Source organism: Actinomadura physcomitrii (assembly GCF_008923205.2).
In the GTDB taxonomy this organism is placed as follows: domain Bacteria; phylum Actinomycetota; class Actinomycetes; order Streptosporangiales; family Streptosporangiaceae; genus Spirillospora; species Spirillospora physcomitrii.
Map to the genome: position 1 here is coordinate 13,224 of NZ_WBMS02000032.1, position 22,050 is coordinate 35,273.

Annotated in this window: 21 protein-coding genes and 3 pseudogenes; 7 read left to right on the top strand and 17 right to left on the bottom strand. The window is 69.3% G+C overall.

The features are described 5' to 3' along the window. Positions 1–65 precede the first annotated feature (65 nt). Positions 66–1,235: a helix-turn-helix domain-containing protein gene (locus F8568_RS32000; protein WP_160573836.1), complete on the bottom strand. Its 1,170-nt coding sequence runs from the start codon at positions 1,233–1,235 to the stop codon at positions 66–68. A 331-nt stretch (positions 1,236–1,566) separates the two neighbouring features. On the opposite strand from F8568_RS32000, the gene F8568_RS32005 reads away from it, so the two are divergent. Continuing rightward, entirely contained in the window at positions 1,567–1,995 is a 429-nt protein-coding gene (locus tag F8568_RS32005; protein ID WP_151597427.1) for a P-loop NTPase family protein, read from the top strand. A gap of 1 nt (position 1,996) precedes the next feature. Here the strand turns inward: F8568_RS32005 and F8568_RS32010 are convergent, their stop codons facing one another. Genes F8568_RS32010 through F8568_RS32025 form a run of 4 tightly spaced genes read right to left on the bottom strand, consistent with a single transcriptional unit; the run spans position 1,997 to position 5,448 of the window. Continuing rightward, the gene (locus F8568_RS32010) at positions 1,997–2,287 is read right to left on the bottom strand and encodes a muconolactone Delta-isomerase (RefSeq protein WP_151597428.1); all 291 of its coding nucleotides are present in this window, start codon (positions 2,285–2,287) and stop codon (positions 1,997–1,999) included. After that, a complete protein-coding gene (locus F8568_RS32015) occupies positions 2,280–3,449 on the bottom strand; it encodes a CaiB/BaiF CoA transferase family protein (RefSeq protein ID WP_151597429.1) in 1,170 nt (389 codons plus the stop codon). The genes F8568_RS32010 and F8568_RS32015 overlap by 8 nt, the downstream gene beginning before the upstream one ends. Then, entirely contained in the window at positions 3,446–4,447 is a 1,002-nt protein-coding gene (locus F8568_RS32020) for an MBL fold metallo-hydrolase (protein WP_151597430.1), read from the bottom strand. The genes F8568_RS32015 and F8568_RS32020 overlap by 4 nt, the downstream gene beginning before the upstream one ends. Continuing rightward, on the bottom strand, positions 4,447–5,448 hold the full coding sequence (locus tag F8568_RS32025; protein ID WP_202125606.1) for a cyclase family protein: 1,002 nt from the start codon (positions 5,446–5,448) through the stop codon (positions 4,447–4,449). Before F8568_RS32025 ends, F8568_RS32020 begins: the two co-directional genes overlap by 1 nt. Positions 5,449–5,944: 496 nt before the next feature. On the opposite strand from F8568_RS32025, the gene F8568_RS32030 reads away from it, so the two are divergent. The 4 genes and pseudogenes from F8568_RS32030 to F8568_RS48845 all read left to right on the top strand — a co-directional run bounded on the left by F8568_RS32030 (position 5,945) and on the right by F8568_RS48845 (position 6,932). Continuing rightward, positions 5,945–6,247 carry an FAS1-like dehydratase domain-containing protein gene (locus F8568_RS32030; RefSeq protein WP_160573837.1) on the top strand — a complete coding sequence of 101 codons (303 nt, stop codon included), beginning with the start codon at positions 5,945–5,947 and terminating at the stop codon, positions 6,245–6,247. Beyond that, complete coding sequence (locus F8568_RS32035; protein ID WP_151597432.1) at positions 6,244–6,663, top strand: MaoC/PaaZ C-terminal domain-containing protein; 420 nt, start codon at positions 6,244–6,246, stop codon at positions 6,661–6,663. Before F8568_RS32030 ends, F8568_RS32035 begins: the two co-directional genes overlap by 4 nt. Beyond that, positions 6,660–6,773 (top strand): annotated as a pseudogene (locus tag F8568_RS48840) (SDR family NAD(P)-dependent oxidoreductase); the annotation flags it as partial. The gene F8568_RS32035 and the pseudogene F8568_RS48840, both read left to right, overlap by 4 nt. 3 nt (positions 6,774–6,776) lie before the next feature. Continuing rightward, positions 6,777–6,932, top strand: coding sequence for an SDR family NAD(P)-dependent oxidoreductase (locus F8568_RS48845; RefSeq protein WP_236009730.1), 156 nt, complete (start codon positions 6,777–6,779; stop codon positions 6,930–6,932). Between the two features lie 214 nt (positions 6,933–7,146). On the opposite strand, the pseudogene F8568_RS51205 reads toward F8568_RS48845, so the two are convergent. The 7 genes and pseudogenes from F8568_RS51205 to F8568_RS32070 form a co-directional block, all read right to left on the bottom strand. Then, positions 7,147–7,710, bottom strand: a pseudogene (locus F8568_RS51205) (AMP-binding protein); the annotation flags it as partial. Positions 7,711–7,771: 61 nt separating this feature from the next. Further along, positions 7,772–8,575: pseudogene (locus F8568_RS51210) on the bottom strand (AMP-binding protein); the annotation flags it as partial. 103 nt (positions 8,576–8,678) lie between these two features. Then, complete coding sequence (locus tag F8568_RS32050) at positions 8,679–10,034, bottom strand: alpha/beta hydrolase family protein (RefSeq protein ID WP_151597433.1); 1,356 nt, start codon at positions 10,032–10,034, stop codon at positions 8,679–8,681. Between the two features lie 26 nt (positions 10,035–10,060). Beyond that, complete coding sequence (locus tag F8568_RS32055; protein ID WP_151597434.1) at positions 10,061–11,029, bottom strand: ABC transporter substrate-binding protein; 969 nt, start codon at positions 11,027–11,029, stop codon at positions 10,061–10,063. A gap of 74 nt (positions 11,030–11,103) precedes the next feature. Further along, complete coding sequence (locus F8568_RS32060; RefSeq protein WP_151597435.1) at positions 11,104–12,024, bottom strand: ABC transporter ATP-binding protein; 921 nt, start codon at positions 12,022–12,024, stop codon at positions 11,104–11,106. Then, positions 12,021–12,797: an ABC transporter permease gene (locus F8568_RS32065; RefSeq protein ID WP_151597436.1), complete on the bottom strand. Its 777-nt coding sequence runs from the start codon at positions 12,795–12,797 to the stop codon at positions 12,021–12,023. The genes F8568_RS32060 and F8568_RS32065 overlap by 4 nt, the downstream gene beginning before the upstream one ends. Next, complete coding sequence (locus F8568_RS32070) at positions 12,794–13,636, bottom strand: ABC transporter permease (RefSeq protein ID WP_151597437.1); 843 nt, start codon at positions 13,634–13,636, stop codon at positions 12,794–12,796. The genes F8568_RS32065 and F8568_RS32070 overlap by 4 nt, the downstream gene beginning before the upstream one ends. A 162-nt stretch (positions 13,637–13,798) precedes the next feature. On the opposite strand from F8568_RS32070, the gene F8568_RS32075 reads away from it, so the two are divergent. Beyond that, positions 13,799–15,610, top strand: a complete 1,812-nt coding sequence (locus F8568_RS32075) for a helix-turn-helix domain-containing protein (protein ID WP_151597438.1) — start codon at positions 13,799–13,801, stop codon at positions 15,608–15,610. A gap of 136 nt (positions 15,611–15,746) precedes the next feature. Next, on the top strand, positions 15,747–16,592 hold the full coding sequence (locus F8568_RS32080; RefSeq protein WP_151597439.1) for an AraC family transcriptional regulator: 846 nt from the start codon (positions 15,747–15,749) through the stop codon (positions 16,590–16,592). Here F8568_RS32080 and F8568_RS32085 read toward each other — a convergent pair. From F8568_RS32085 to F8568_RS32105, 5 genes are all read right to left on the bottom strand, one after another. Further along, positions 16,479–17,675, bottom strand: coding sequence for an MFS transporter (locus F8568_RS32085; RefSeq protein WP_151597440.1), 1,197 nt, complete (start codon positions 17,673–17,675; stop codon positions 16,479–16,481). The two genes, F8568_RS32080 and F8568_RS32085, sit on opposite strands and share 114 nt — an antisense overlap. Positions 17,676–17,916: 241 nt before the next feature. Then, entirely contained in the window at positions 17,917–18,375 is a 459-nt protein-coding gene (locus F8568_RS32090) for an ASCH domain-containing protein (RefSeq protein WP_328601116.1), read from the bottom strand. Continuing rightward, positions 18,376–18,891: a DUF4411 family protein gene (locus F8568_RS32095; protein WP_151597441.1), complete on the bottom strand. Its 516-nt coding sequence runs from the start codon at positions 18,889–18,891 to the stop codon at positions 18,376–18,378. Then, positions 18,891–20,045: an ImmA/IrrE family metallo-endopeptidase gene (locus F8568_RS32100; RefSeq protein WP_151597442.1), complete on the bottom strand. Its 1,155-nt coding sequence runs from the start codon at positions 20,043–20,045 to the stop codon at positions 18,891–18,893. The genes F8568_RS32095 and F8568_RS32100 overlap by 1 nt, the downstream gene beginning before the upstream one ends. A gap of 505 nt (positions 20,046–20,550) precedes the next feature. After that, positions 20,551–21,378 carry an SAM-dependent methyltransferase gene (locus F8568_RS32105; protein WP_151597443.1) on the bottom strand — a complete coding sequence of 276 codons (828 nt, stop codon included), beginning with the start codon at positions 21,376–21,378 and terminating at the stop codon, positions 20,551–20,553. Between the last annotated feature and the right edge of the window lie 672 nt (positions 21,379–22,050).

The window sequence follows — 22,050 nt, forward strand, 5'->3', positions numbered from 1 at the left end:
GCAGCAATTCGCGTCGAAAAAGCTAAAACGGCTTGAGGCGCCCGGGTACGGTGACGGCCCCGCGATCACCAGCCGGGGATTGTGCGCTTCTGGCTCAGCAGCCAGAAGCGCAGCGCCAGCAGCAGCTCGAACCGCCGTGCGGGGTCGGCCAGGTCGACGCCGACGAGCGCCTCGATCTGCCGCATCCGGTAGCGGACGGTCTGCGGATGGACGGTGAGCTGCTCGGCGACGTCCACCAGCGACGAGCCGGCGCTCAACCACGTCAGCAGGGTCTCCGACAGCCGGAGGCGCCGCTCGGGCGGCAGATCGGAGAACACCGCGAGCGCCTTGTCGGTCAGGATCCGCATGCAGTCCTCGTCACCGGCGAGGAGCAGCGTGGGGAGGTGGTCGTCGCAGCGGACGGCCCCGGCCTCGGGCGAGAGCATGCCCTCCCGGACCATGACGAGGGCACGGCGGGCCAGCCGCAACGAGACCGGCGCGTCGCCGAGGCACACGGACGGGCCGATCGCGTACGTGGCCCCGGCCAGGCTCTGGCCGAGCATCGTTTCGCGGCCGGGCAGTTCGGGCGCGGGGAGGAGCAGGAAGGGGTCGGGCCGGTCGAAGTCGGTGAGCACGTCGGGGGTGAGCCCGATCGGAGCGCGGCCCCGCCGGTCGGCGCCGTCGCCGACCGCGACGCACGCGACCCGTTCCGGGACGCGCCATCGGGCCTGCCTGGCCAGGTCGGCGACGCTGTCGGTGGCCGGGGCCACCTCCTGGACGAGCAACTGCAGCAGCCTTCGCCTGTGCTGGCCGAGGAGGTTCGCGGGTTCCCCCCGCAGCCGCTCGTAGATGTCCGCCGACGTCGCCGACATCTGCTCCAGCCGGTCCAGGAGTATCTTCACCAGCAGGTACATCTGGTCCGGGGGGACGCCGGCCTCCCGTCCGGCGGCCGCCAGCCTGTTCCAGACGATCCGCGCCCCGGCCTGGTAGACGGCCAGGACGCCGTCGATCTCGACCCCCTCGAGGAACGCCCGCGTCACGAACGCCTCGTGCTGCCGCCGGGCCGAGCCGGCGACGGCGGGATCGCTGGCGGCGGCGCCCTCGATGAGCACCTCGAAGAACTCGATGAACCCCAGCCTGCAGCGCTCGCCGGCCTCCCCCTCGAACAGGAACCGCAGCTCAGGGACCTGCTGCCGGACGCCTTCGACCACCTCCGTCGCCAGTGAATCCAGCTCGGGGCCGACGATATCGGCCATCAGCGACCGCGGCAGATCCGTGGGCCAGCCGTGCGCCGGAGAAGAACCTGAATCTGCGCTGTGCACTCGCATAGCATGCACTCCACCAGGAGACGAGAAAAGGCCGGGATGAGGTGGCAGACCTCAGGCGGCGACGAGCGAGGCCGAGGTCGTCCGCGCACGCGCTGGCAGAAAAATACTCCTGGCGTCACGGCGGCGCAGCATTGGCAAGAAGCCCGAATCACGTTCTGTATTACAGGACGATTCGTCCAATGAGCCGCCCCGGGGACTCGGGCTCGCCATCGGCGGCCGGCACGGCCGTCCGGCTCGGGCAGCGGTGACCGCTTAGGCCGTGGTGTACGAGTTCGTGCGAGTGGAGTGGCGTCCGGGGGTCATCTTCCTCATCGACCCCGTCTGCCTCACTCCGCCGCGCGACCGCGAATGGCGTCCGGCCCGGCACGCCGACGGGATCCAGCGCAGGAACCAGGCCAATCTGCTGAACGCGTGCATCAACCTGATCCCGCCGGACAGGCAGGGAGAGGTCCCGTTCGCGATCGCGGTGTCCAAGGCCGACCTCGTCTCGGAGTACCTGACGTATCGGCCGGGCGTCGACCAGGACCGCGAGGTCAGGGCCCTGCTGGAGATGTGCGACGCGCACGGCGTGCAGCCGCGCCACGTCCCGGTAGCACCACCCGCCGTGTCCGCCACCGTGGACCAGAACGAACGCCGACATCGACTCGGCCGGGATCAACGTTGCTTCCCCGGGACGCCCTCGGCGTGACTCACCCGGGTCCGGAGGACTCGAGGTAGTGCAGCGCGAGTGCTTCCACCTGCACGTCCATATAGGGAAAGGCGGGCAGCCGGGACAGGTGCTCGTGGAGCTCCGTTGCGTCCGCCGCCTGCCAGACGCCGACGTTGGCCGTCGTGCCGGGCAACCGCCAGATACGGGTGATCAATCCGGCTTCCCGGTACCCCGTGGCGACGTCGGCTTCCGCTGCGAGCACCTCTCTCCACCGGTCATCGTCGAACGAAGCGGGCCGCGTGACCGCGATCCTGACGAGGAACTCAGGCACTGCGCCTCCCCGAGTCGGAACGGACGTCGCCAAGGACTTCGTCAGTATGCTCTCCCAGCGCGGGGACCCGGGCGTCGTCGGGTGGCTCGAAACCCGTGACGCGGAACGGGGACGCCAGGACGGAGGCGTATTCACCACTGGGCAGCCGCACCGGCCTCCACCTCTTCCCCGCCTCCAACTGCGGATGCCTCGCGACCTCAGGGGTCCCGTTCATCCGGCCCCATGGGATGCCGGCCTCGTCCAGGAGGGCCGCCAGCTCGTCGTGACCGTGCGCGGCGACCGCGACGGCCACCGCCTCCTCCACCTCTGCGCGGTTCGCGAGGCGGCGACCATTGGTGGCGAACCGGGCGTCAGCGGCCATCTCCTCGAGCCCGAGGACACCGCACAGGAGGAGCCACTGCCGGTCGTTCTGCACCGCGATGTTGAGGACGGCACCGTCCGCGGCGGTGAACGGTCCGTACGGCGTGATGGTGGCGTGCCTGGTTCCCGCGGGCTCGATGTCGACCCCTTTCTCGCGATAGGCGAGAAGGAGCGGGCTCATCCACTCGGCCAGGACGTCGAACATGGAGATGTGCACATGCTGGGCTTCTCCCGACACATCGCGCGCTCTCAGGGCCGCGAGGATCGCGGTTGCCGCATAGATGCCGGCGGCCAGGTCCGCGAGCGAGACTCCCGGCTTGGCGGGTGCGCCGGGGAGCCCCGTGTTCGCCGTGACGCCGGCCTCTCCCTGGACGAGCAGGTCGAACGCCCTCCGGTCGCGGTAGGGGCCGTCCGGCCCGTAGCCGGAGATCTGGCAGGTGACGAGCCCGGGGCTGATCTCGTTCAGCTCCTCGGGGCTCACGATCCGCTCGATGGCACCGGGCCGCAGGTTCGACAGCAGGACATCGGCGGTGCCCAGCAGTTCCCGTAGAGCGCCCCTGCCGTCCTCGGACTTCACGTCGAGTGCGACGGACCGCTTGCGGTGGTTGAGCCACACGAAATGGCTCGCCATTCCCTTCACGAAGGTGTCGTAGTCGCGCGCGAAGTCTCCTCCGTCAGGCCGCTCGACCTTGACGACGTCGGCGCCCAGATCGGCGAGGTGCCGCGAGCACAGCGGCGCGGCCACGGCCTGTTCGATCGCGACGACCCGAAGCCCGCTCAACGGGCCCGCCGGCCGGCTCATCGTCCGAACCTCAGCACCGTTCCGACGGCCGGCTGCACGTACCGGTCCGGCATCTGCGCGCGGAAAGCGGCGTGCGCCGGCAGGCCGCTGCAGTGCATCGGCATGATGTGCGACACGCCGCGTTCCCGCATGCCCTGCAGCGTCAGGTCCACGTTCGCGGCGGGCGTGGTCGGGAAACCCAGATGGAAGCCGCCGAGGACGGCGTGCACCGGCCTGCCGCCGCAGATCTCGCGTGCGCGGTCGATGGTGTTGAGGACCCCGGCGTGGGCGCACCCGGTGAGGACGACCAGTCCCCTGTCCTTGACGTCGATGACCAGCCCCTGTTCGTCGATGACCTCGTCGAGTCCGTAGCTCCCGTCGCCGCGCATCTGGTACAGCCCCGGCGCATGGGGTGCCGGAGGCTCGACCGGCCCTTCGAAAGGCACCTCACGCGGGATGAACCCGGTCGTGAACATGCCGCACCCGAGGTCGAGCGCACCGCCTTCCCGCCGGCCGGCGCCCAGGACGAGCCTCCCTCCGCGCCGCTCGATGTCGTCCATCGTGAACGCCTGGTTGTAGTACGCGGACGACCGTCCGTCCGGCATGACCGCGTACCGGGGCAGGAAGGCGTCCCGGTGGGTGGCGACCGGGACGGTGCGCTCGACGGACTCCAGGAACGCGTAGATCCCGCCGTAGTGGTCGGGGTGGCCGTGGCTGATCACGACGTGCCCGATCCGCGCGGCGTCGACACCGAGGGCCCGCATGTTGTGCGTCAGGACCGTGCCGGTGAGCCCGGCGTCGAACAGCACGGTCGAGGAGTGCCGTCCGCTCCGCGCGGTCACCAGGAGGCTGATCCCGTTCTCCGCCTGGGGTGGCAGCCGCCGCTGGTCGAAGTGGTCGATGAGGCCGTTGCGCAGGCAGTGCGTGCCGTCACCGAGGTCCAGATCCGGGAGCAGCATGTCCACCCAGTTCTCGACCAGCACGGTGATCTCGACGCCGTCCGCTTCGAACCCGCCCATCAGAAGATCGCAAGGGGGTTGATCGGCGAACCGACGGCACCCGTGATGGGCAGCGGCGGTGCGGTGAAGAAGAACTCGTAGCGCCCCTCGTCCCGGCACGCCTCGGACAGGGCTTCGAGATCGAAGATCTCACCGAACGTCATGCCGGCGTTCACGAGCAGGATCAGGTGGAGCGGTTGGAACACGCCGGGCGTCTCGTTGGGCAGGACCTCGGCGCCCCAGGTGTCGGTGGCCAGCGCGGAGATCTCGTGACCGGCGAACCAGTGTGCCGCCGACAGGCCGAGGCCCGGTGCCGGGCCGGAGTCGTAGTCGCCCCAGGCTCCGCGCGCCCGGACCTGGGCGATCTGCCCCGTGCGTACGAGGACGATGTCTCCCGAACGGATCTCCACGCCCTGGGCTTCGGCGCACGCGGTCAACTCGCTGCTCCCGATCGAGTCGCCGGGGCTGAGCCAGTCGACGCCCCGGTGCAGCGGGACGTCCAGCAGGACGCCCCGGCCGGCCACGGCATCGGCGATGTTCTCGATGCCGTTGATGGAGGCGCCCGTGCTGGTGACGTGCTCGAGACCGTGACCGTTGTACATCTGGCCGCGGTAGAAGATGTGCGCGAGCGCGTCCCACTGCGTCCCGCACTGCAGGGGCATGGTGACGGCGTCGTCGGTGTACCGCAGCAGAGCGAGGCCGTCCTGGGCGCCCAGGGCGATGTCGCCGCCGTCCTGCAGCATCGAATGGACCGGATTGGTCCGGCCGCCGAAGCCACCGCTCTGCGGCCCGTCGCTGTCGAACGGCAGTCCGCACGAGACGACCCGACCGGTGCGGATCATGGTGGCGGCGTGCACGAGGGCCTCAGGAGTGATGAAGTTGAGGGTTCCCCGCTGGTCGTCGTCACCCCACCTTCCCCAGTTGCGGTAGCGCAGGCAGAGATCGTCGACGAGTGCGATCGACTCCTCTTCCGTCATCGTGCGGTCGGTCCCCGCCGCCGCGCGAGGTTCCGTCTCGGTCATGTCAGGCCTTCTTCCGAAGAGACAGCACGTTGCCTCAGGCCGGCTGTGAGTTCTGCCGTTGGTCACCGGCCTCCAACATGACGCACCGAACCGGCGGGCACCTACGTTGCGGCCGCTATAAAAACCCGGGGATCGATGTCTGCGGCGACATGGTGCGGGCCGAGCCGCGGATGCCACGATCGCACCGCTGCTGATCCGCAGCACCAGGACGTTTCGCTTCAGGAGTGGTGAGCGTGGCACGAGTACGCGTGGTCGGGGTCGGAATGGTCCCCTTCGTGACCCCGAGCAAGAGCGGCTCCTATGACGCGATGGCGGCGGAGGCGGTGCGGAAGGCGCTGACCGATGCGGGCCTCGACCTCGCGCAGGTGCAGCAGGCCTACGCCGGTTTCGTCTACGGAGACTCGACCAGCGGCCAACGGGCCCTGTACGGCGTCGGGATGACCGGGATCCCGGTCGTCAACGTCAACAACAACTGCTCGACCGGCTCGTCCGCGCTGTGCCCGTGCCTCCGACCTTCTTCTTCAGCGCGAGCCTGGAATCGGACGACCCGTTCCGCTACCTCCTCGACGCCGGCATCGACCTCCGGCACGTGCTGCACGGCGAGCAGCACTTCGCGTACAGCGCGATGGCGTACGCCGGTGACACGCTCACCGTCGCCGAGCGGATCGTGGACGTGACGTCCAAGCGGGGTGGCGCCATGGAGCTCCTCACGAAGGAGACGGCGTTCAGCCGCGAGGGCGAGCGGATCGCCGTCGCCACCACCGTCATCGTCGTCCGCGACCCGGAGGTGACCGCGTGACCGGGACCCCGCCCCCTGCCGATCTCCAGGTCGGCACGGCCCTGCCGCCGCTCGGGCCGCCGCCGATCTCGCGGACCACCCTCGCGCTGTTCGCGGGCGCCAGCGGGGACCACAATCCGATCCACATCGACATCGACAACGCGCGTTCCGCGGGCTTCGACGACGTCTTCGCACACGGCATGCTGAGCATGGCCTACGTCGGCCGGTTGCTCACAGGATGGGTACCGCAGGACCGGATCCGCTCGCTTTCGGTGCGATTCGCCTCGATCACGCCCGTCGGGGCCCGGCCCACCTGCACCGCAACGGTCGTGGCCGTCGACGACGGCACCGCCACTCTCGACCTCGCGGTCACGCTCGCCGATGGCACCACCACCCTCACCGGCCGCGCGGTCGTCGCGCTGCGCGACGGCCACTGACAAAGAGCCCGCGCAAGGGAACGCTCGACGACAAGGTCGCACTCGTCACCGGGTCCGGCCGCGGCATCGGCCGCGAGATCGCCCTCAAGCTGGCTTCGGAGGGCGCGAGGGTCGTGATCGTCGCCGGCCCCGGCGGCAACGCCGGGCAGGCGAACTACGCGGTCGCCAAGGCCGGCGTGACCGGGCTGACCAGGACGCTTGCCAAGGAGTGGGGCCGGCTCAACGTCACCGTCATGCGGCGGCGGCTTCCGGCTCTGAACGTCCGATAGAGCGGAACACAGGCCGGTGACGAGCCCGACCCGGACGATCCATCTGGTCCCCGGGTCGGGCTCGTCGCCGCGATCGCCCCGGCTGCGGTCGCCGTCAGCGGGTCTGCTCGGCGACCTGACGGCGGTAGTTCTCGCGCAACTCGCGCTTGAGGACCTTGCCGGCGCCCGACAGCGGCAGCGTCTGCGCGAACTCGACGCTCCGTGGGCACTTGTACCCGGCGATACGGGCCTTGGCGTGCTCGCGGATCTCTTCGGAGGTGGCCTCGGCGCCCGGCTTGAGGACCACGACCGCATGCACGCGCTCGCCCCAGGCGGGATCCGGCAGGCCGATCACGGCACATGCGGCCACGGCGGGGTGCTGGGCTACGGCGTTCTCCACTTCGGCGGAGTACACGTTCTCGCCACCGGTGACGATCATGTCCTTGAGCCGGTCGACGATGTAGACGTAGCCCTCGTCGTCCATGTAGGCACCGTCGCCGGTGTGCATCCAGCCGCCGCGGACGGCGGCGCCGGTCTCCTCGGGCCTGTTCCAGTAGCCGAGCATCACGTTTCCGCCGCGGACGACCAGCTCGCCCACCGTGCCCCGCGGAACCTCGGTCCCGGCCCGGTCGACGACACGCACCTCCACGCAGGGGGCGGCCCTTCCGGCGGCGCGCAACAGGTGCGGGCGCTCGTGGTCGGCGGGGCTCAGCAAGGTGGCGACCGGCGACAGCTCGGTCATGCCGTACCCCTGCGTGAACCGGGCGTTCGGGAAGGCCTTCATCGCCCGCTCCAGCACCGGCTGGGGGCATCGGCGAGGCGCCGTAGAACACCGCGCGAAAGCTGGTGAGGTCGTACTCGGACATCTCCGGGTGGTCGATCAGCATCTGGACCATGGTCGGCACGAGCATCGCGTCGGTCACCGCGTGCCGCTCGATCGCCTCCATCACCGCGACCGGTTCGAACGACGGGATGAAGACGTGCCGGCCGCCGTGCAGGATCTCGGCGTTCCAGGCCATCAGGTCGGCGAGGTGGAACATCGGCGCCGCGTGCAGGTAGGTCCCGCGCGGCTGGAAGGCCAGTCCGCTGGCGGCGATCCCGTACGCCGACGTGAGGAGGTTGGCGTGCGACAGCATCACGCCCTTCGGGAAGCCCGTGGTCCCACCGGTGTAGAACAGTCCGGCGAGTTCGTCTCCGCCCCGCCGCGCGTCCTCGACCGGATCGTTGGCGGCGATGATCTCCTCGTAGGACACGGCGCCCTCCGGGAGGGGGCCGTCGCCCGCGTGGACGACGGTGGATAGCGGGGGCCATGCTTCCTTGATGGCCGGAAGCATGCGTGAGAAGGCGTCGTCGACGAACAGCACCCTGGTGTCGGAGTCCTTGAGGGAGTAGGCGATCTCCGCGGGGCTCCACCGGATGTTCACGGGGTTCAGCACCGCGTCGGCCCACGGCACCGCCAGGAGGTACTCGTGGTAGCGGTCGGAGTTCAGCCCGAGCATCGCGACCCGGTCGCCCTCGCGCACGCCGAGCCCGCGTATCGCACCGGCCAGCCTGGCCACCCGCTCGGCCACCTCCCGGAAGGTGCGTCTTCTGTCGCCGCAGACCGTCATGATGGCCTCGGGCGTCTGCTGCACCGACCGGTGCAGTCCCTGAGTCAGATACATCGTGTGTCCCTTTGTGCTGTGACCGAGTGGTTGACGGCCGCTGATCCGGGGCAAGATCCCCGGATCGCGTTGACCGGCGGCCTGGGCCGCGGGCCGGCCCGTCTCAGATCGCCAGCGGCCTGCCCGCGGGCCGGGCCAGGAGCTTCTTGAGGCCGTCGTCGACCGGATCTCCGAAGACGCTCCGCATCACGCGCTCCAGGTCGGGGTGAAGGACCTTGCTGCCGCGCCGGACGTTCTCATCGGCGCGGGCGGCGTGGTCGCCCAGCACGTTCTGGAGCCAGGACATGGTGACCGCCGCGCCCTGCCGGATGCCGCCCATCTGGCAGTGCGTCGAGGCGCCTTCCTCGTCGGTGAAGACGTACGCCTCGCAGTAGCCGGGCACGTCGGCCAGGAAGGCCAGCTGCCGGTTGGTCCACTCGGCGGTGCCGCGCCCCTCCTTGAACCTCGCCAGCTCCGATTCGCCGCAGATGTTCAGGAACGGACGGTCGAAGCGTTCGGCCAGGTCGAAGACGGTGTAGTCCTTCCAGATGTCGAGGAAGCCCGACGGCCTGTCGAACCCGAGTGCCCACTGCCCGTGGTCGAAGGTCCACGCCGCGCCGGGGTTCGTCTTGGCGACCTCGGCGAACGCCGCGTCGAACGCATCGCCCTTCAGCTCGGCCAGCGACCGGGGCCACAGCGAGGTCCACGGCTCGGCGATGGAGGGCATGAACGAGTTCGCGACGCACGCCGCGATGCGCCGGTCGAAGGCGAAGGCCCGCGGGGCGAAGTAGCCGCCCAGGGAGTAGCCCACGAGCGCGATCCGTTCCGGGTCGACCTCGGGCAGCGTCCCGGCGAAGTCGATCGCCGCCGAGACCGGCCGCTCGTAGTCGGGGATCATGGTGAGCCCCGGGTTGTCGTACAGTGCGCCCCACTGGCCCGGGCCCTCGAACACCAGGCAGTTCCACCCGTGGTTCTGCGCCTCCAGCCCGATCCACAGGGCCACCTCCTCGGCGGTCGAGTCGAACCCGCCGATCGCCAGCAGCGTCGGGCGGTGCCCGGCTCCCGCGGAGAAGAAGTAGCCCGGCAGGCCGGCATCACCGAACGGGATGTCCACCGTCCGGACCGGCGTCGAGTGGAGTTCCATCGCACGGCGGAAGCAGTCCCTGCTGACCCGCCAGTGCTCCTCGCGCCGAGGATCCGACGTCAGGGCGTAGAAGATGGAGGCGCGGTAGAAGTTGCCGGCTCGCATGAACGCACGCGAGGCGCTTGCGGGGAACCCGTTCTCCGCGTAGGTGACGGCACGGTCGTGGACCCGCTTCGCGGCCCGGCTGAATCCGTTCAGCCAGCTCTCCGTGTCGTCGTCCTCGATCCGGTCCGCGACGGCGAGGGTCTCGCCCATCTCCGCGGCGGGCGAGCTGACCGTCCTGAAGAGCTCGTAGTTGAATCCGCCGACGCGGTCTTCCTTGAAATCGATCTCCATTTTTCGGCCCTTTCTCGAGGCGCCAGTCACTGGTGGAAGACGAGGGAGGCGAGGTCGACCTTCTTGTCGAGGAAGCCGTACTTCATCATGAGGACGACCTGCTCCTGGGACGACTGAAGCTTCAGGTCGTTGCCGAACGCCGGCAGCTTGGAGGCGCGCAGGAGCTGTTCGGGGGCGCCGGTCAGCGAGTGGGCCGCGGCGACCGTGGCGTTCGGATCGGCCGCGAGCAGGTCGTTGGCCTTCTTCAGCGCCGTCTGCATCCTGGCGACGATGTCCGGGTGCTGGGCGGCGAACCTGCCGCTGACGATCGTGTACCCCTGCACCGGCCGGGCCCCGAACGACTCCATCATGTCCGGAACGATCGCGGTGACCTCGTTCACCATCGTCTGCGCCAGGGGATAGAGAACCTGGCCGGCGTTCACCTGGCCGGAGCGCAGCGCCGCCGGCATGTCGGGCACCGGGATCAGCACGAACTTGATCTTGGAGGTGTCCACGCCGTGCCGCGTGAGCCAGTCCAGCAGGGCGGCGTGGTTGACGTTCTCCAGCTGGACCAGCCCGATCTTCTTTCCCTCGAGATCCTTCGGCTTGGTGATGCCGCTGCTCTTCAGGGCGAACAGCGACATGTCGTTGTTCGCGTAGTACGTGGTGCCGATGATCTTCAGGTCGACGCCCTTGGAGACCGCCTGCGCCAGGTTCCCGACGTTCAGCGCCCCCAGGTTCGTCTTGCCGTTGAGCAGGTTCGGGACACCGTCGGCCGGCGTGCGGAGGTTGACCGGCGTCGCCGTGAGTCCTTCCTGCTTGAAGAAGCCCCGGGTCTGCGCCGTCCGGAATCCGGCGGCACCGGTGATCGGAAGCAACCCGATCTTCACGACGACGTCGCCGCCGGAGCTCGTGATCGCGGTGCCGCCGCTGCCGCACGCGGCACTCGCCACTGCCACGGCGAGAGCCAGCGCAGCGAGCGACCAGCTGCCCTTGGATCGGTTGAGCACTGCCATAACTGGGTCCTATCCCTGGGTGGGGCGTGGAGTCGGGTCACCGCGTCAGCGGCGGGGACCAGGGCGCGACGGCATCAGGCCGGGGCCTCGGTGGAACGTTCCGCGAGGACCAGGCCCAGCGCCTCCGTGCGCAACTCGACGAAACGGCGCAGGGTCTTGGTCTCGATCTGGTCGCGCGGGCGGGGGAGGTCCACGTCCAGCGACGCCTTGACCTCGGTCGGACGGTGCGACAGGACCACCACGCGGTCGCCGAGGTAGACGGCCTCGTCGATGTCATGGGTGACGAAGACGATGGTCATGCCCGTCTCGAGGTGGACCTTCAGGAGCAGGTCTTCCAGGTCGGACCGGGCCTGTGCGTCGAGCGAGGCGAACGGCTCGTCCATGAGCAGCACCGTGGGGCGGAAGGCGAGGGCGCGAGCGATGGCCACCCGCTGCTGCATCCCGCCCGAGAGTTGCCACGGATACTTGTCGCCCACGCCGTGCAGCCCGACCTCGGCCAGCGCCTCGTCCGCCCGTCGCTCGACCGCCTTGCGGCCGTCCGTGCGCCGGGAGCCGCGGAGCGGGAACTCGACGTTCGCCCGCACGCTCAACCAGGGCAGCAAGGACCTCGTGTACTCCTGGAACACCATCGCAAGGCCCTGCGAGGCCGTGTCGACACGAGTGCCGTTCACGAGGACGTCGCCCGACGTCGGCCGGAGCAGGCCGGACAGCGACTTAAGGAGCGTGGTCTTCCCGCATCCGGACGGTCCGACGATGGAGAGGAATTCGCCCGCGCGCACCTGGAAGGTGATGTCGGCGATGGCCGTGACGGCGTGGCTTCCCTTGCCGTACGTGACACGGAGATGGCGCGGCTCGAGCACGATCGTCGATCCGATGGGCTGCTGAGCGGTCTCTGAACTCGTACTCGGGAACTCGTCTTCACGAGACTCGCTGATGCCGGCCACGGCGACTTCCTTTCTGCGGATGACGGTCGGTTCGGTGCTCGGGCGCGTCATGTGTCGACGTCCTGAGCGCGCCACCGGCGGTGCCAGCGAAGGACGAACCGCTCGATCAGGACGACCGCGGACGTCATGCACGAACCGACGATTCCGATCATCAGCAGGCCGGCCCAGGTCTCGATGACGTTGAACGACTGCTGGGCCGAGATGACCAGGTAGCCCAGGCCGGCGCTGGAGGCGACCATGTTCGCGACCACCATGGTCCCGACGGCCGCCGCCACGGCGATCCGCGCACCAGCCATCACCTGGGGCATCGCGCCCGGCAGCACGACGTGCATGAGCCGCCTTCGGGGAGGGACCCCGAAGATCCGAGCCGTGTCCAGCATGACCTCGTCGGCCGCCCGGACACCGTCGGCCGTCGAGACCAGGACCGGCCAGCATGCCGCGAAGGCGATGAGCGCGATCTCCATGCGCATCCCGGGGCCGAGCAGGACCAGCGCGATCGGGATGAGGGCGACGACCGGCATCGCGCGGAGGAACTCCGTGAGCGGCCGCACGTCGCGACGCAGCCGATCGGAGAGTCCCAGAGCGACTCCACCGCCGACGCCGACCGCGACCGCGACGGCGAACCCGACGACGAGGGAGACGAGACTCGGCACCAGCTCGCCGGCCAGCTGCTCGCGCGTCCAGACCGCGCGGAAGCCGCGAAGGATCTCCTGGAGCGGGGGGTAGTACGGCGTCGAGCTCCGAGAACTCGCGACCCACCACAGGACCGGCAACGTGACCGGCAGCAGGAGCACCGTGAGCAGATGCCCCGCCTTTGCCCTCATCTGGCGGCCTCCCTCTGGGACGCGTGCCACCGGAGCGCTCGACGTTCGAGCGCAAGCAGGGTCAGGGCCACCCCGAGCCCGAGGAGGCCGCAGGCGAGCACACGCGCGAACAGCAACGACCGGTCACCGACGCGTGCCGCCTCCGCCATCGCGTCGCCCAGGCCCTGGCCGCCGACGACGAGGGACGCCCCGATGGCGAAGATGAGCGCGAACGTCCCCGAGACGCGCAGGCCGGTGGCGATGTAAGGCGCGCAGCTCGGCAGGTCCACCAGAGCGAACCGCCGCACTCTGCCGACGCCGTAGACCTTGGCGGTGGCGACGGCGACCGGGTCGATGTCGTGCATGCCGTACATCGACTGGATGAGCAGCGGCCATATGCCGGCCAGGACGACGAGCGAGATGACCAGTGGCTGCCCGACGCCGTAGGCGAACATGAGGATGGGGAGAGCCGCGATGCCGGGCAGGGTCCGGATGAACTCGAGTGTCAGGTACGTCAGCTTGTAGGAGACCGAGGAGGACCCCAGGAGCATCCCGACCGGCACGCCGATCGCGATGATGACCAGCATCCCCAGCACCCACGCGCGCATCGACGCGCCGACACCGGTCCACAGCTCCCTCTGCCTGATGTCGGTCAGGAAGGCGCTGAGGATCCGCGTGGCCGGCGGGAAGTCCCTCCGGGGCAGGAGCCCGGCGCGTGAGGTGATCTCCCAGGCAAGGACGGCGACGACCACGACGCCCCCGGGCTCCGCCCAGCGCAGGGCGTCGAGCAGCGCCCGCCCGCGGGCCCGCGCCGGCTCGCCGCGCCGGCCGTCATCGGCGGCCCGCGGCTCTGCACGCATGACCTTCAAGGGTCCCTCCAAGGCGTCGGTGGCAGCCGGGTCGATGCCGTTCCGGAGCCGGTTGAAGCAGGTGTGACGAACGTCTCAGGCATCCCGCCGGCGCTGCAATGGCCGTCGTCCCATGGATTGCGCCCCGCTTATGTCGCGGGCGACACTCGGCAGATGGACGCCAGGAGCGACTCAGCGCTGAAGAAGTGGGTCGAACAGCTCGGGTCGCTGACCGCGGCCGTCAACGCCGGCTACGACCTGAGAGCGCTGCTGGACCTGCTGGCGGCCACGGCCCGGGACCTGCTCGGGCTGGACGTGTGCGGTGTCATGGTTCCCTCCGCGAGCGGGCAGAGCCTGGACCTCGTGGGCGTGAGCGGCCTCCCGGACGAGTACGTCGAACGCGTGAACGCGAGCCGTCCCGTCCGCATCGAGCCGGACACGACGTCCGGAGCGCCTGCGAGCAGGGCCTACCTGACCGGCGTGCCGTGCGGCGTGAGCGACGTCCACCAGGAACCGGAGTCGGGCTGGACGGCGACCATCAAGGAGCAGGGCTATCGATCGATCCTGGCCGTACCCCTCACGACCTCGGCCGGCGTCCTGGGCACGCTGAACAGCTATCGCAGCGTCGCGCACGAGTTCACCGCCGACGAGGTCGAGCAGATGAAGCTGTTCGCGGAGCATGCCGCGATCGCACTGACCTCGTGCCGGATCCGGGATGACCTCCGGGCGCAGCACGAGCTCATCGTCCGATCGGAGGAGATCCACAACAAGCTGCTCGATGTGGCGGTGCGGTCCGGAGGGGTCCAGGGCATCGCCACGACACTGCGTGATCTCCTCGGCTGCGGCGTGGTCATCCGGGACGCGTTCGGTGAGACGCTGGCCGGCTCGGACAGCGACCCGCTCGCGTCCACTCGGGCAGTCCCCGTGCCCGCAGCGGCTGATGCGGCGGCACCTCGACCGCTTGGCGAACGCGGTCTGGTGCACGATGACGGCCGGCACGTCATCGTGAGCGTGATCCTCGATGGGTCGGTCGTCGCGACCGTGTGGCTTCTGGAGATGTCGGAGCGGCTGGACGCGCTCGGCGTCCGCGCCGCCGAGCACGCCTCCGTGGTCCTCTCGCTCGAGATGCTGCGGAAGCGCACAGCGGCCCAAGCGGAGCAGGAGGTGCGCGGCGACCTGCTGGCCGACCTGATCGCCGGCGCCGACCCGGGCTCGCCGCAGGTCCACGAGCGAGCCACGCTCTTGGGCCACGACCTCGCACCGCCCCACCGGCTGCTGGTCGCCGCCGCGTGCGGGGCGCCGGGCAGCGCAGCGGCCCGCGGCGGCGCCATGGCCGTCGTGGACAAGGAACGAGCGATCCAGCGTGCCGCATCCGCGGCGGTGCGCATGAGCGCACACGTCCGGCCTCGCCCATTGATCGCCGCGATACGGGGCCTGGTGGTGGCACTGTGGCCCGTCGACCCCGGCCACCCCTCCGGCGAGGAGACGCTACGGCGCGCGGTCGTGGGGCACGCCGGCTCGGGCGCGCTCGTCGTGACATCGGAGCTGGAGGACGGCATCCCGGAGACGTACACGGCCGTAGTGGGCGCACTGCGGCTCACCCTGGCGAGCGGCGCGACCGGCGGCATCGTGGCGCTCGACGATCTGGGGGCGGCCGGCCTCCTCCTGAGGTACGGGGAGCCCGCGCACCTCAAGCGCTATGCCGAACGGACCCTGGGCACCGTCGCACGCTACGACTCCGACCACGGCGCGGAGCTCCTGCGCACGTTGCGGACGTACCTGGACTGCGACCTCGACCGGACCGCGACAGCGAAGCGGCTCACTCTGCACGTGAACACCGTGAGCCAGCGGCTCCGCCGGATCGAGGCGCTCAGCGGCCTCAACCTGCGCTCGCCACGCCAGACGATCGAGGCGAGCACGGCGCTGATGCTGATGGAGATCGCCGAGGGCGGTAGGCGCCGAGTCGAACGAGACAGCGGCCAATGACCGGCGCCATCCGGGACGGGCGGGAATAGGCCGCCGTCTTGTATCCGCTTCAGCTCACGTGGCGAACATCGCGGACCTCTCACGGGCGGACGACGTCGGAACCTCCTCCCCGGAACCGGCGTGGGAGATGTCGGGCATGGACCATGTCCGGCTGCCGGCGGGCGCGGTGCTCACCGAACCGCCGGTCCCGCTGTGGGCGCTGGTGCTGGAGGGCGAACTCACGCTTGAGGCGGCGTTCGAGGCGCAGTCGCTCGCCGAGGGGGACGCCGTCCTCATCGACGCCCGCACCGCTCACCGGCTCACCGCGTCGGAGCGGCACGAGGAGTCCGCCTTGGTCGTGGCGGACCTGCGCATGGCCGTCCCGGTCCGTCGGCTGCCCAGCCCGCTGGTGGTCCGCGGCTTCGGCACCCGGCATGGCGGCATCGTGGCGCTCGTCAGGCAGTGCCCGCTCGAACGTGCGTGCCGATCGACCCAGTTCGCCGCCGGCTACGGCAACCTGATCGGCGCGGCGATGATCACCTCTTGGCAGGAGGACGAGGGCGGCGGCGCCGGACCACCCGACGAGGCCGTCACCGCGGTGGTGGCCGCCGTGACCGCCCGCCCGGCCGAGCCGTGGACCGTCGAGGAGATGGCCCGCCTGGTCCATCTGTCGCGTTCCGCCCTGGGCGAGCGGTTCCGCCGCGCGCTCGGCCGCGGACCCGCGGAGGTGCTCCGGGAGATCCGGATGCGGGAGGCGCGCCGGCTGCTCGCGGACCCCTCGCGTCCGGTGGAGTACATCGCGTCCGCCGTCGGGTACGGCTCCACCGCCGCCTTCAGCCGGGCGTTCTCGTCCCACCACGGCGTCGCGCCGCAGGCCTGGCGGGACCCGTCACCCGCGCGGGACGCGCAGCGCGGCGAAAAGCAGCCCGGCCGCCGCGGCGAACCCCGTGCCGAGCAGGAAGGCCGCCTGCACGCCGCGGGCGTCCAGGAGCGCGCCTCCTGACGCCGACCCCAGCGTGATCGCCACTTGGAACGCGGTGACCTGCAGCGAAAGGGCCGACTCGGCGCGTTCGGGCTCGACGCGGGTCACCCAGAGCTGGGTGGCGACCGGGACCATGTTGAAGGCCAGGCCCCACACGACGACCCCCGCGGCCAGCACCGGCAGGGATGGCGCGGTCGCGCTGACCAGCAGGCCGCCGGCCAGCAGAAGCGGGGCCGCGGCGACCACGGCGCGCAGCCGTCCCGCGAACCGCCCGGCGGCGAGGTTGCCCGCCATCCCGCCCACGCCCCAGGCCAGCAGCAGCCATACCGTGGCGCCCGCGTCGACGTCCTCGATCGCGACCCGGATGAAGGGGTAGGCGGCGAAGTTGCCGAACGCGACCAGGACCACGCCCAGCACCCCGGCCATCAGCCACCGGTTGGCGAGCGCCGCCCGCAGCATCGCCATTCCGGCGGCCGGGTGCGGGGGTACCGGCGGCAACGTCAGGGCCACGGCCAGGACGGCGGCGACGCCGAGGGCCGCCGCGACGCCGAACACCAGCCGCCAGCCGACCGCGTCGCCGAGCAGGGACGCCAGCGGGACGCCGCCGATCGTCGCGAGGGTCACGCCCAGCGCGATGGACGTCGAGACCACGCTGTCGCGTCCCGGCACGGCGCGGGTTCCGGCGCCGAACGCGAACGACCAGTACCCGGCGATGGCGACGCCGAGGACGAGCCGGCCGAGGAGCAGGACGGCGAAACCGGGGGCGACCGCCACCGCCAGGTTCGAGACGACCGCCGCGACCAGCAGACCGGTCAGGACCGTGCGCCGGTCGGTCCGCGGCAGCAGCACCGCGATGCTCGGGGCGGTGAACGCGCCCGCGACCGCGGTCGCCGCGACCGCCAGACCGGCGGTGCCCTCGCTGAGCCCGAGGTCGGCGGCCATCGCGGGCAGCACGCTCGCCGGCAGGAACTCGCTGGCGACGAGTACCGCGATCCCGGCGGCGAGCGCGACGATCGGTGACCAGTTCGTCGAGCCGCCGGACCGTGCCGGGGACCCGGGCCGCGGAGTGTCGGTGGACGGCGGCGAGGACTGGGGCGTTGACATGCCTTCCATCCTCACCTCCTCCGCGCCACCGCGGTTGATCGCGTGACGCGCGCAGTTGACCGTCTGACCGGTCCGCGACCACTCTCGCCGGATCCATGGCCGCCACGGGAATGGATGACGACGGTGCGGCCGTGCCCTGCGGTCGGCGAAGGTGTCGTCCGAGCCGGGAACGAGCGGGACGCCATCGCCGCAAGGCGATGATGATGACGAGGGTTCGACCTGACCGGCTGCGGGTCTGCGATTACGTGTGTTGAACGTCCTGCCGGCCCGCGCGGACAAGTTCGATCTCGATGGCCAGGACGCCCAAGGCCTCCTTCTCCGGCCCGTAGATACAGCTAATGTCGGCAAGTTGCTGGTCGCGCGGGCTTTCGGGATTGACTCTGGCCGGCCCCTCCGCGTCGATCATCTCCTCGAAGGAGGAATATCGGGCAACCCTCTTCACTTGGGTCAGAACGTCATCCCGACCGCAGATGAACCGGATGTGGTCTCCTGCTTCGAGTTTTCGCAGGTTGGGGTATTGCACTCGGATTTCTATGGTCTTTCGCCCAGCCGCCACCAAGTCGAAGTAACGGCGGTAGAGATTCATCTCGCGGGCGCGGACGGTCAGCGCGGCCGGAGGACGAGCGGTCATGACGCGGTCCAATTCGTGTGTCGTGTAGCTGCGGTAAATTACGGCTCGCGCTACGCCGGACAGCGTCACTCAAGCCTCTCTATCACTAGAATGTTCAGGTGTTTGGAGGTGCAGCCTCGCGTTAGTGCTGCGAAGCATGCCGAATGTGTCGCATGTAGTGACGCCCATCGCGACGCATGCGTCTGGTATGAGCACGCGCTTTTTGGCAGTTGGTTGCGGTTGCTCGTGTGTCACCACGGTAAGGCCGTGGGCCTTCGCGTAGGCAATGAGATAGCAGTCGGCAGTGTCTCCGATGAACGTATTGACGGCCGCTTGCGTATACTGGCGCGTCGTCGCCCATTGCGTGAGCGGCTTGAGTTCGGCCATCGCCATCTCGTCAACAGTCCTGAAGAAGTCGCGCCGACCTCTGACCCAGTCGGCAAGCTGGTCGTTTCCGTCCAGCAGTTCGTCGCGCACTTTGTCGATACTGCAAGCAAGGGAGTTCGCGTGTGCATGATCGAGCCATGTCCAGAAGCCGGGTGCGATGTCGAAAGCGTAGCATCGATTCTTGGCTTCGATCAGCACGTTGGCATCAACCAGATACATCAGCCGAATCCGAGTTCGGTGGCGAGTTTGTCGAAGGTCTCCCGCTTCCTGGTACCGAGAAGTCGGTAGGCCTCGCGGAACGTAGTGCCCCCCTCGAACGTATCAGCGATTACGGCGCGCGCTAGCTGACGACTCAGTCGAAGCGGCTGGGTGTAATAGTAATTACCGCCGCCACCAGAATTGCTGTTGCGCTTCATGGCATCGATAACTCGATCGCGTTCTGCCGTGTAGCGTCTTTGATAGTCCTCCCACCGAAGGAACCCCGCGTCAAATACTCGCTTGAGGACTACGAGCGTGCTCACGCGGTACTTGCGTGCCAAACGCTCCATTTCGCGGACGGTCGGCTGCCCGCGATACTCGGTCCGGAGAGTCGCTATGGGGATGAGCACCTCTGCCGCCACCTGGTTGCACCAGAGCTCGACGTCCCGCTCGCTCGTCCTTGCCATCGGAGCGTCGGAAAGTGCGCTCTGGCCGAGCCAGATATGTCCAAGCTCATGGATCATGGTGAATATCTGAGCGGCTTTCGTGTCAGTGCCGTTGATAAAGATGAGGGGTGCCGCAGGATCGACCAATGCGAGCCCTCGAAACTCCTCCGGATCGAGTCTCCGATGGGTGTCGGAGCCGACGATCCCACTGACCATGACCAGGATGCCGGTTCCCTCGATTCGATCGATGAGCTGACGCAACGCGTCTTCCCAACTGGTGAAGGCGGCACGTTCACCGACATCGAAGTTGAGAACCTGACGTATCCGGTCTGCCACAATCTCAGGGGGAGTGGACATGTCCGCTTCACCCACGTACTCCACTTCAGGAAGTCCGTGCCTGGCGGCAAAATCACTATACCAGTCCTGACGAGACTGGCATTGGTAAATAATGTCAAGTAGATCGGCGGACGGCTGCCTGACGGACTGGTTTCTCAAGGTGCGCATATCCGGAATCGGCACGTGCTCTTCAGGCGGCTCGGACAAGAAGAGGTAACCCAAGGGAGTGTGGGTCTTGTGGGCAAAATCTTCGAGCTGCTTGAGCGTCGGCCGTGTCCCGGTGATCCAGTCATCGAAGCGAGGGGCGCGCTTGGCGATCGTCGCGCCAGACCAGCCGGCGCGTCCTACTGCCCAGCGCAGCAGGTCGGGCTCGACATCTACCCTGACGGTCATCTGCCCCTCCTTCCGCTATGTCGATTCATCATCGGTCTGCGGACCCGACTGCTTCCAGCGGCGTAACCACTGTCGGCCAGTGCGGGCCACCGGGGGCACGCTGCCCCGGCTCCGCTGGGCACCCAACGTCCGGCCAACACCCGCTGGTTGCTCGGGACGGGTTGGGCGGACGCCTGCGCGCCTCCACCTGACCTGCATTTTACACTACGGGACACGTAAAGTTACGACTCAACAGCGTTGAGTGATGTCTCTCGTCTGACCATGGCAGGCTTGGCGCCCTGAGCGCCGCAGGACGGGCCTGGCGATTCGAGCGTCCGCGAGCACAGGTCCGGCGGGCCGTCCGGGCGGGCGTGGGGGGCAGCCCGGCGGGACGGGGCGCGCGGCGAGGTGATGGTCAAGCGCTTCTCCGCCGATGACGAGCGCCCGGCGTCCGCTCGGACACACCACTTGAGTTGAAGCTTGGTGTTTTGCGGGCGAGGGTGCCCGCCGCCTCACGCCTGAGCGTTCAGGCCGGTTTGCCGGCCATTCCGCCCCACAGGACGGCGGGCGCGGACGCCTCGGTCTCGGATCGAGGACGCCATTGAGAGACCTTCACCACGCCGGGCTCGAGCATGTCCAGTCCGCGAAAGAACCCGGAGACCTGTTCCCGGTCGCGCAGCGTGACCTTCTCCGTCGAATTCTCGTTCATGGTCCGCTCGAATACGGCCATCTCCTCCGGGAAAATGTCCTTGGCGGTATGGGACACCACCAGATGACTGCCCGGCGGGACCGCCTTCATCAGGGTGTCCGTGATCGCGTATGGGTCGGCATCGTCGGGAATGAAATGGAGCACGGCGATGAGCATGACCGCCACCGGCCGGGTGAAGTCCAGAGTGCGGGAGGCCTCGCGGAGGATCAGGTCGGGGTCGCGCAGGTCAGCGTCGATATAGTCCGTCACGCCGGGGTTCGAGCTCGTCAGCAGCGCTTGGGCGTGGGCCAGCACGATCGGATCGTTGTCGACGTAGACGATCCGGGACTCGGGCGCGATCGACTGGGCGACCTCGTGGGTGTTGTTGGCGGACGGCAGGCCCGTTCCGATATCCAGGAACTGGCGAATTCCGGCCTCGGCGACCAGGTACTCCACCGCCCGCGCCAAGAACGCGCGATTCGCCTGCACCGATTTGACCGTGGACGGGAACGCCTGCAGGCCGGCCTGGGCGGCCTCCCGGTCGGCTGCGTAATTGTCCTTGCCGCCGAGCCAAGCGTCATAAACTCTGGCGGGGTGGGGAAGGTACGTGTTGATCCGGAGGAGCTTGTCTTGGTTCGGCGAGTCCCCGGTGATTTCCGATGCCATACCCGTCCCCTGAAGACCGTTGCCGATACAACTCGGACCACTTTACAACCACCGCGCCTTCGCCTCCGCGCGGAGACCGAACCTGCCTGGCGCGGCCGTCCGTCAGGAGCGTGCGGCGACTGACCGGCGGTGGTTCTGCCGGTAGCCGCTGCCCGGCGCCCGTGGTTGGCGGTGCGCGAGGGTGCCCCCCGCCCCTCGGCCCCATCGGCCTGCCAATGCGAAACCAGCGGCCCGCTTACCCCGCACAGTCGATGGCGGTCCGTTCCCAGCGGCTGCTTGCACCCTGCGGCGCGTCGTCATCTCGCAAGTGCCGACAACCGCCACGTCGAGGGGCACTGCGCCGCTCCCACCAGCGTCCTGTCGGACAGGGCGGCGGGCTGTGGTCCGTTGCGCGAACGCCAGACTGGGACAGCCCGGCCTCCGGGTCGTGTGGGAAGGACGCGCTCGCTCCGCGGTCGGCATGTGACGAGAAGAGGCCGGGGATGCGGCGTCCGCAGCCACGGCCCGAGCAGCCGAAGCCCCTCGTTGAGTTGTGGCGTGTCGTGGTTATGGGCGCCGCGATAACCTGTGGGTATGGCGGGAGCTCGGCGCGATCCGCGAGGCGCCCTGGTGGGGCCGTGCGTACGTGGTGGGTCTCGAGCCGTTCGCCGGACGGCCGACCGAGGGCCTCGC

Bases quoted from the DNA above. Each gene is read 5' to 3' on its own strand.
- F8568_RS32100 (WP_151597442.1), bottom strand. From the start codon at position 20,045: ATGACCGTCAGGGTAGATGTCGAGCCCGACCTGCTGCGCTGGGCAGTA.
- F8568_RS32095 (WP_151597441.1), bottom strand. From the start codon at position 18,891: ATGTATCTGGTTGATGCCAACGTGCTGATCGAAGCCAAGAATCGATGC.
- F8568_RS32065 (WP_151597436.1), bottom strand. From the start codon at position 12,797: ATGAGGGCAAAGGCGGGGCATCTGCTCACGGTGCTCCTGCTGCCGGTC.
- F8568_RS32050 (WP_151597433.1), bottom strand. From the start codon at position 10,034: ATGGAGATCGATTTCAAGGAAGACCGCGTCGGCGGATTCAACTACGAG.
- F8568_RS32075 (WP_151597438.1), top strand. From the start codon at position 13,799: ATGGACGCCAGGAGCGACTCAGCGCTGAAGAAGTGGGTCGAACAGCTC.
- F8568_RS32085 (WP_151597440.1), bottom strand. From the start codon at position 17,675: ATGTCAACGCCCCAGTCCTCGCCGCCGTCCACCGACACTCCGCGGCCC.
- F8568_RS32000 (WP_160573836.1), bottom strand. From the start codon at position 1,235: ATGGCCGATATCGTCGGCCCCGAGCTGGATTCACTGGCGACGGAGGTG.
- F8568_RS32015 (WP_151597429.1), bottom strand. From the start codon at position 3,449: ATGAGCCGGCCGGCGGGCCCGTTGAGCGGGCTTCGGGTCGTCGCGATC.
- F8568_RS32020 (WP_151597430.1), bottom strand. From the start codon at position 4,447: ATGGGCGGGTTCGAAGCGGACGGCGTCGAGATCACCGTGCTGGTCGAG.
- F8568_RS32025 (WP_202125606.1), bottom strand. From the start codon at position 5,448: ATGACCGAGACGGAACCTCGCGCGGCGGCGGGGACCGACCGCACGATG.
- F8568_RS32055 (WP_151597434.1), bottom strand. From the start codon at position 11,029: ATGGCAGTGCTCAACCGATCCAAGGGCAGCTGGTCGCTCGCTGCGCTG.
- F8568_RS32060 (WP_151597435.1), bottom strand. From the start codon at position 12,024: ATGACGCGCCCGAGCACCGAACCGACCGTCATCCGCAGAAAGGAAGTC.
- F8568_RS32105 (WP_151597443.1), bottom strand. From the start codon at position 21,378: ATGGCATCGGAAATCACCGGGGACTCGCCGAACCAAGACAAGCTCCTC.
- F8568_RS32080 (WP_151597439.1), top strand. From the start codon at position 15,747: ATGGACCATGTCCGGCTGCCGGCGGGCGCGGTGCTCACCGAACCGCCG.
- F8568_RS32070 (WP_151597437.1), bottom strand. From the start codon at position 13,636: ATGCGTGCAGAGCCGCGGGCCGCCGATGACGGCCGGCGCGGCGAGCCG.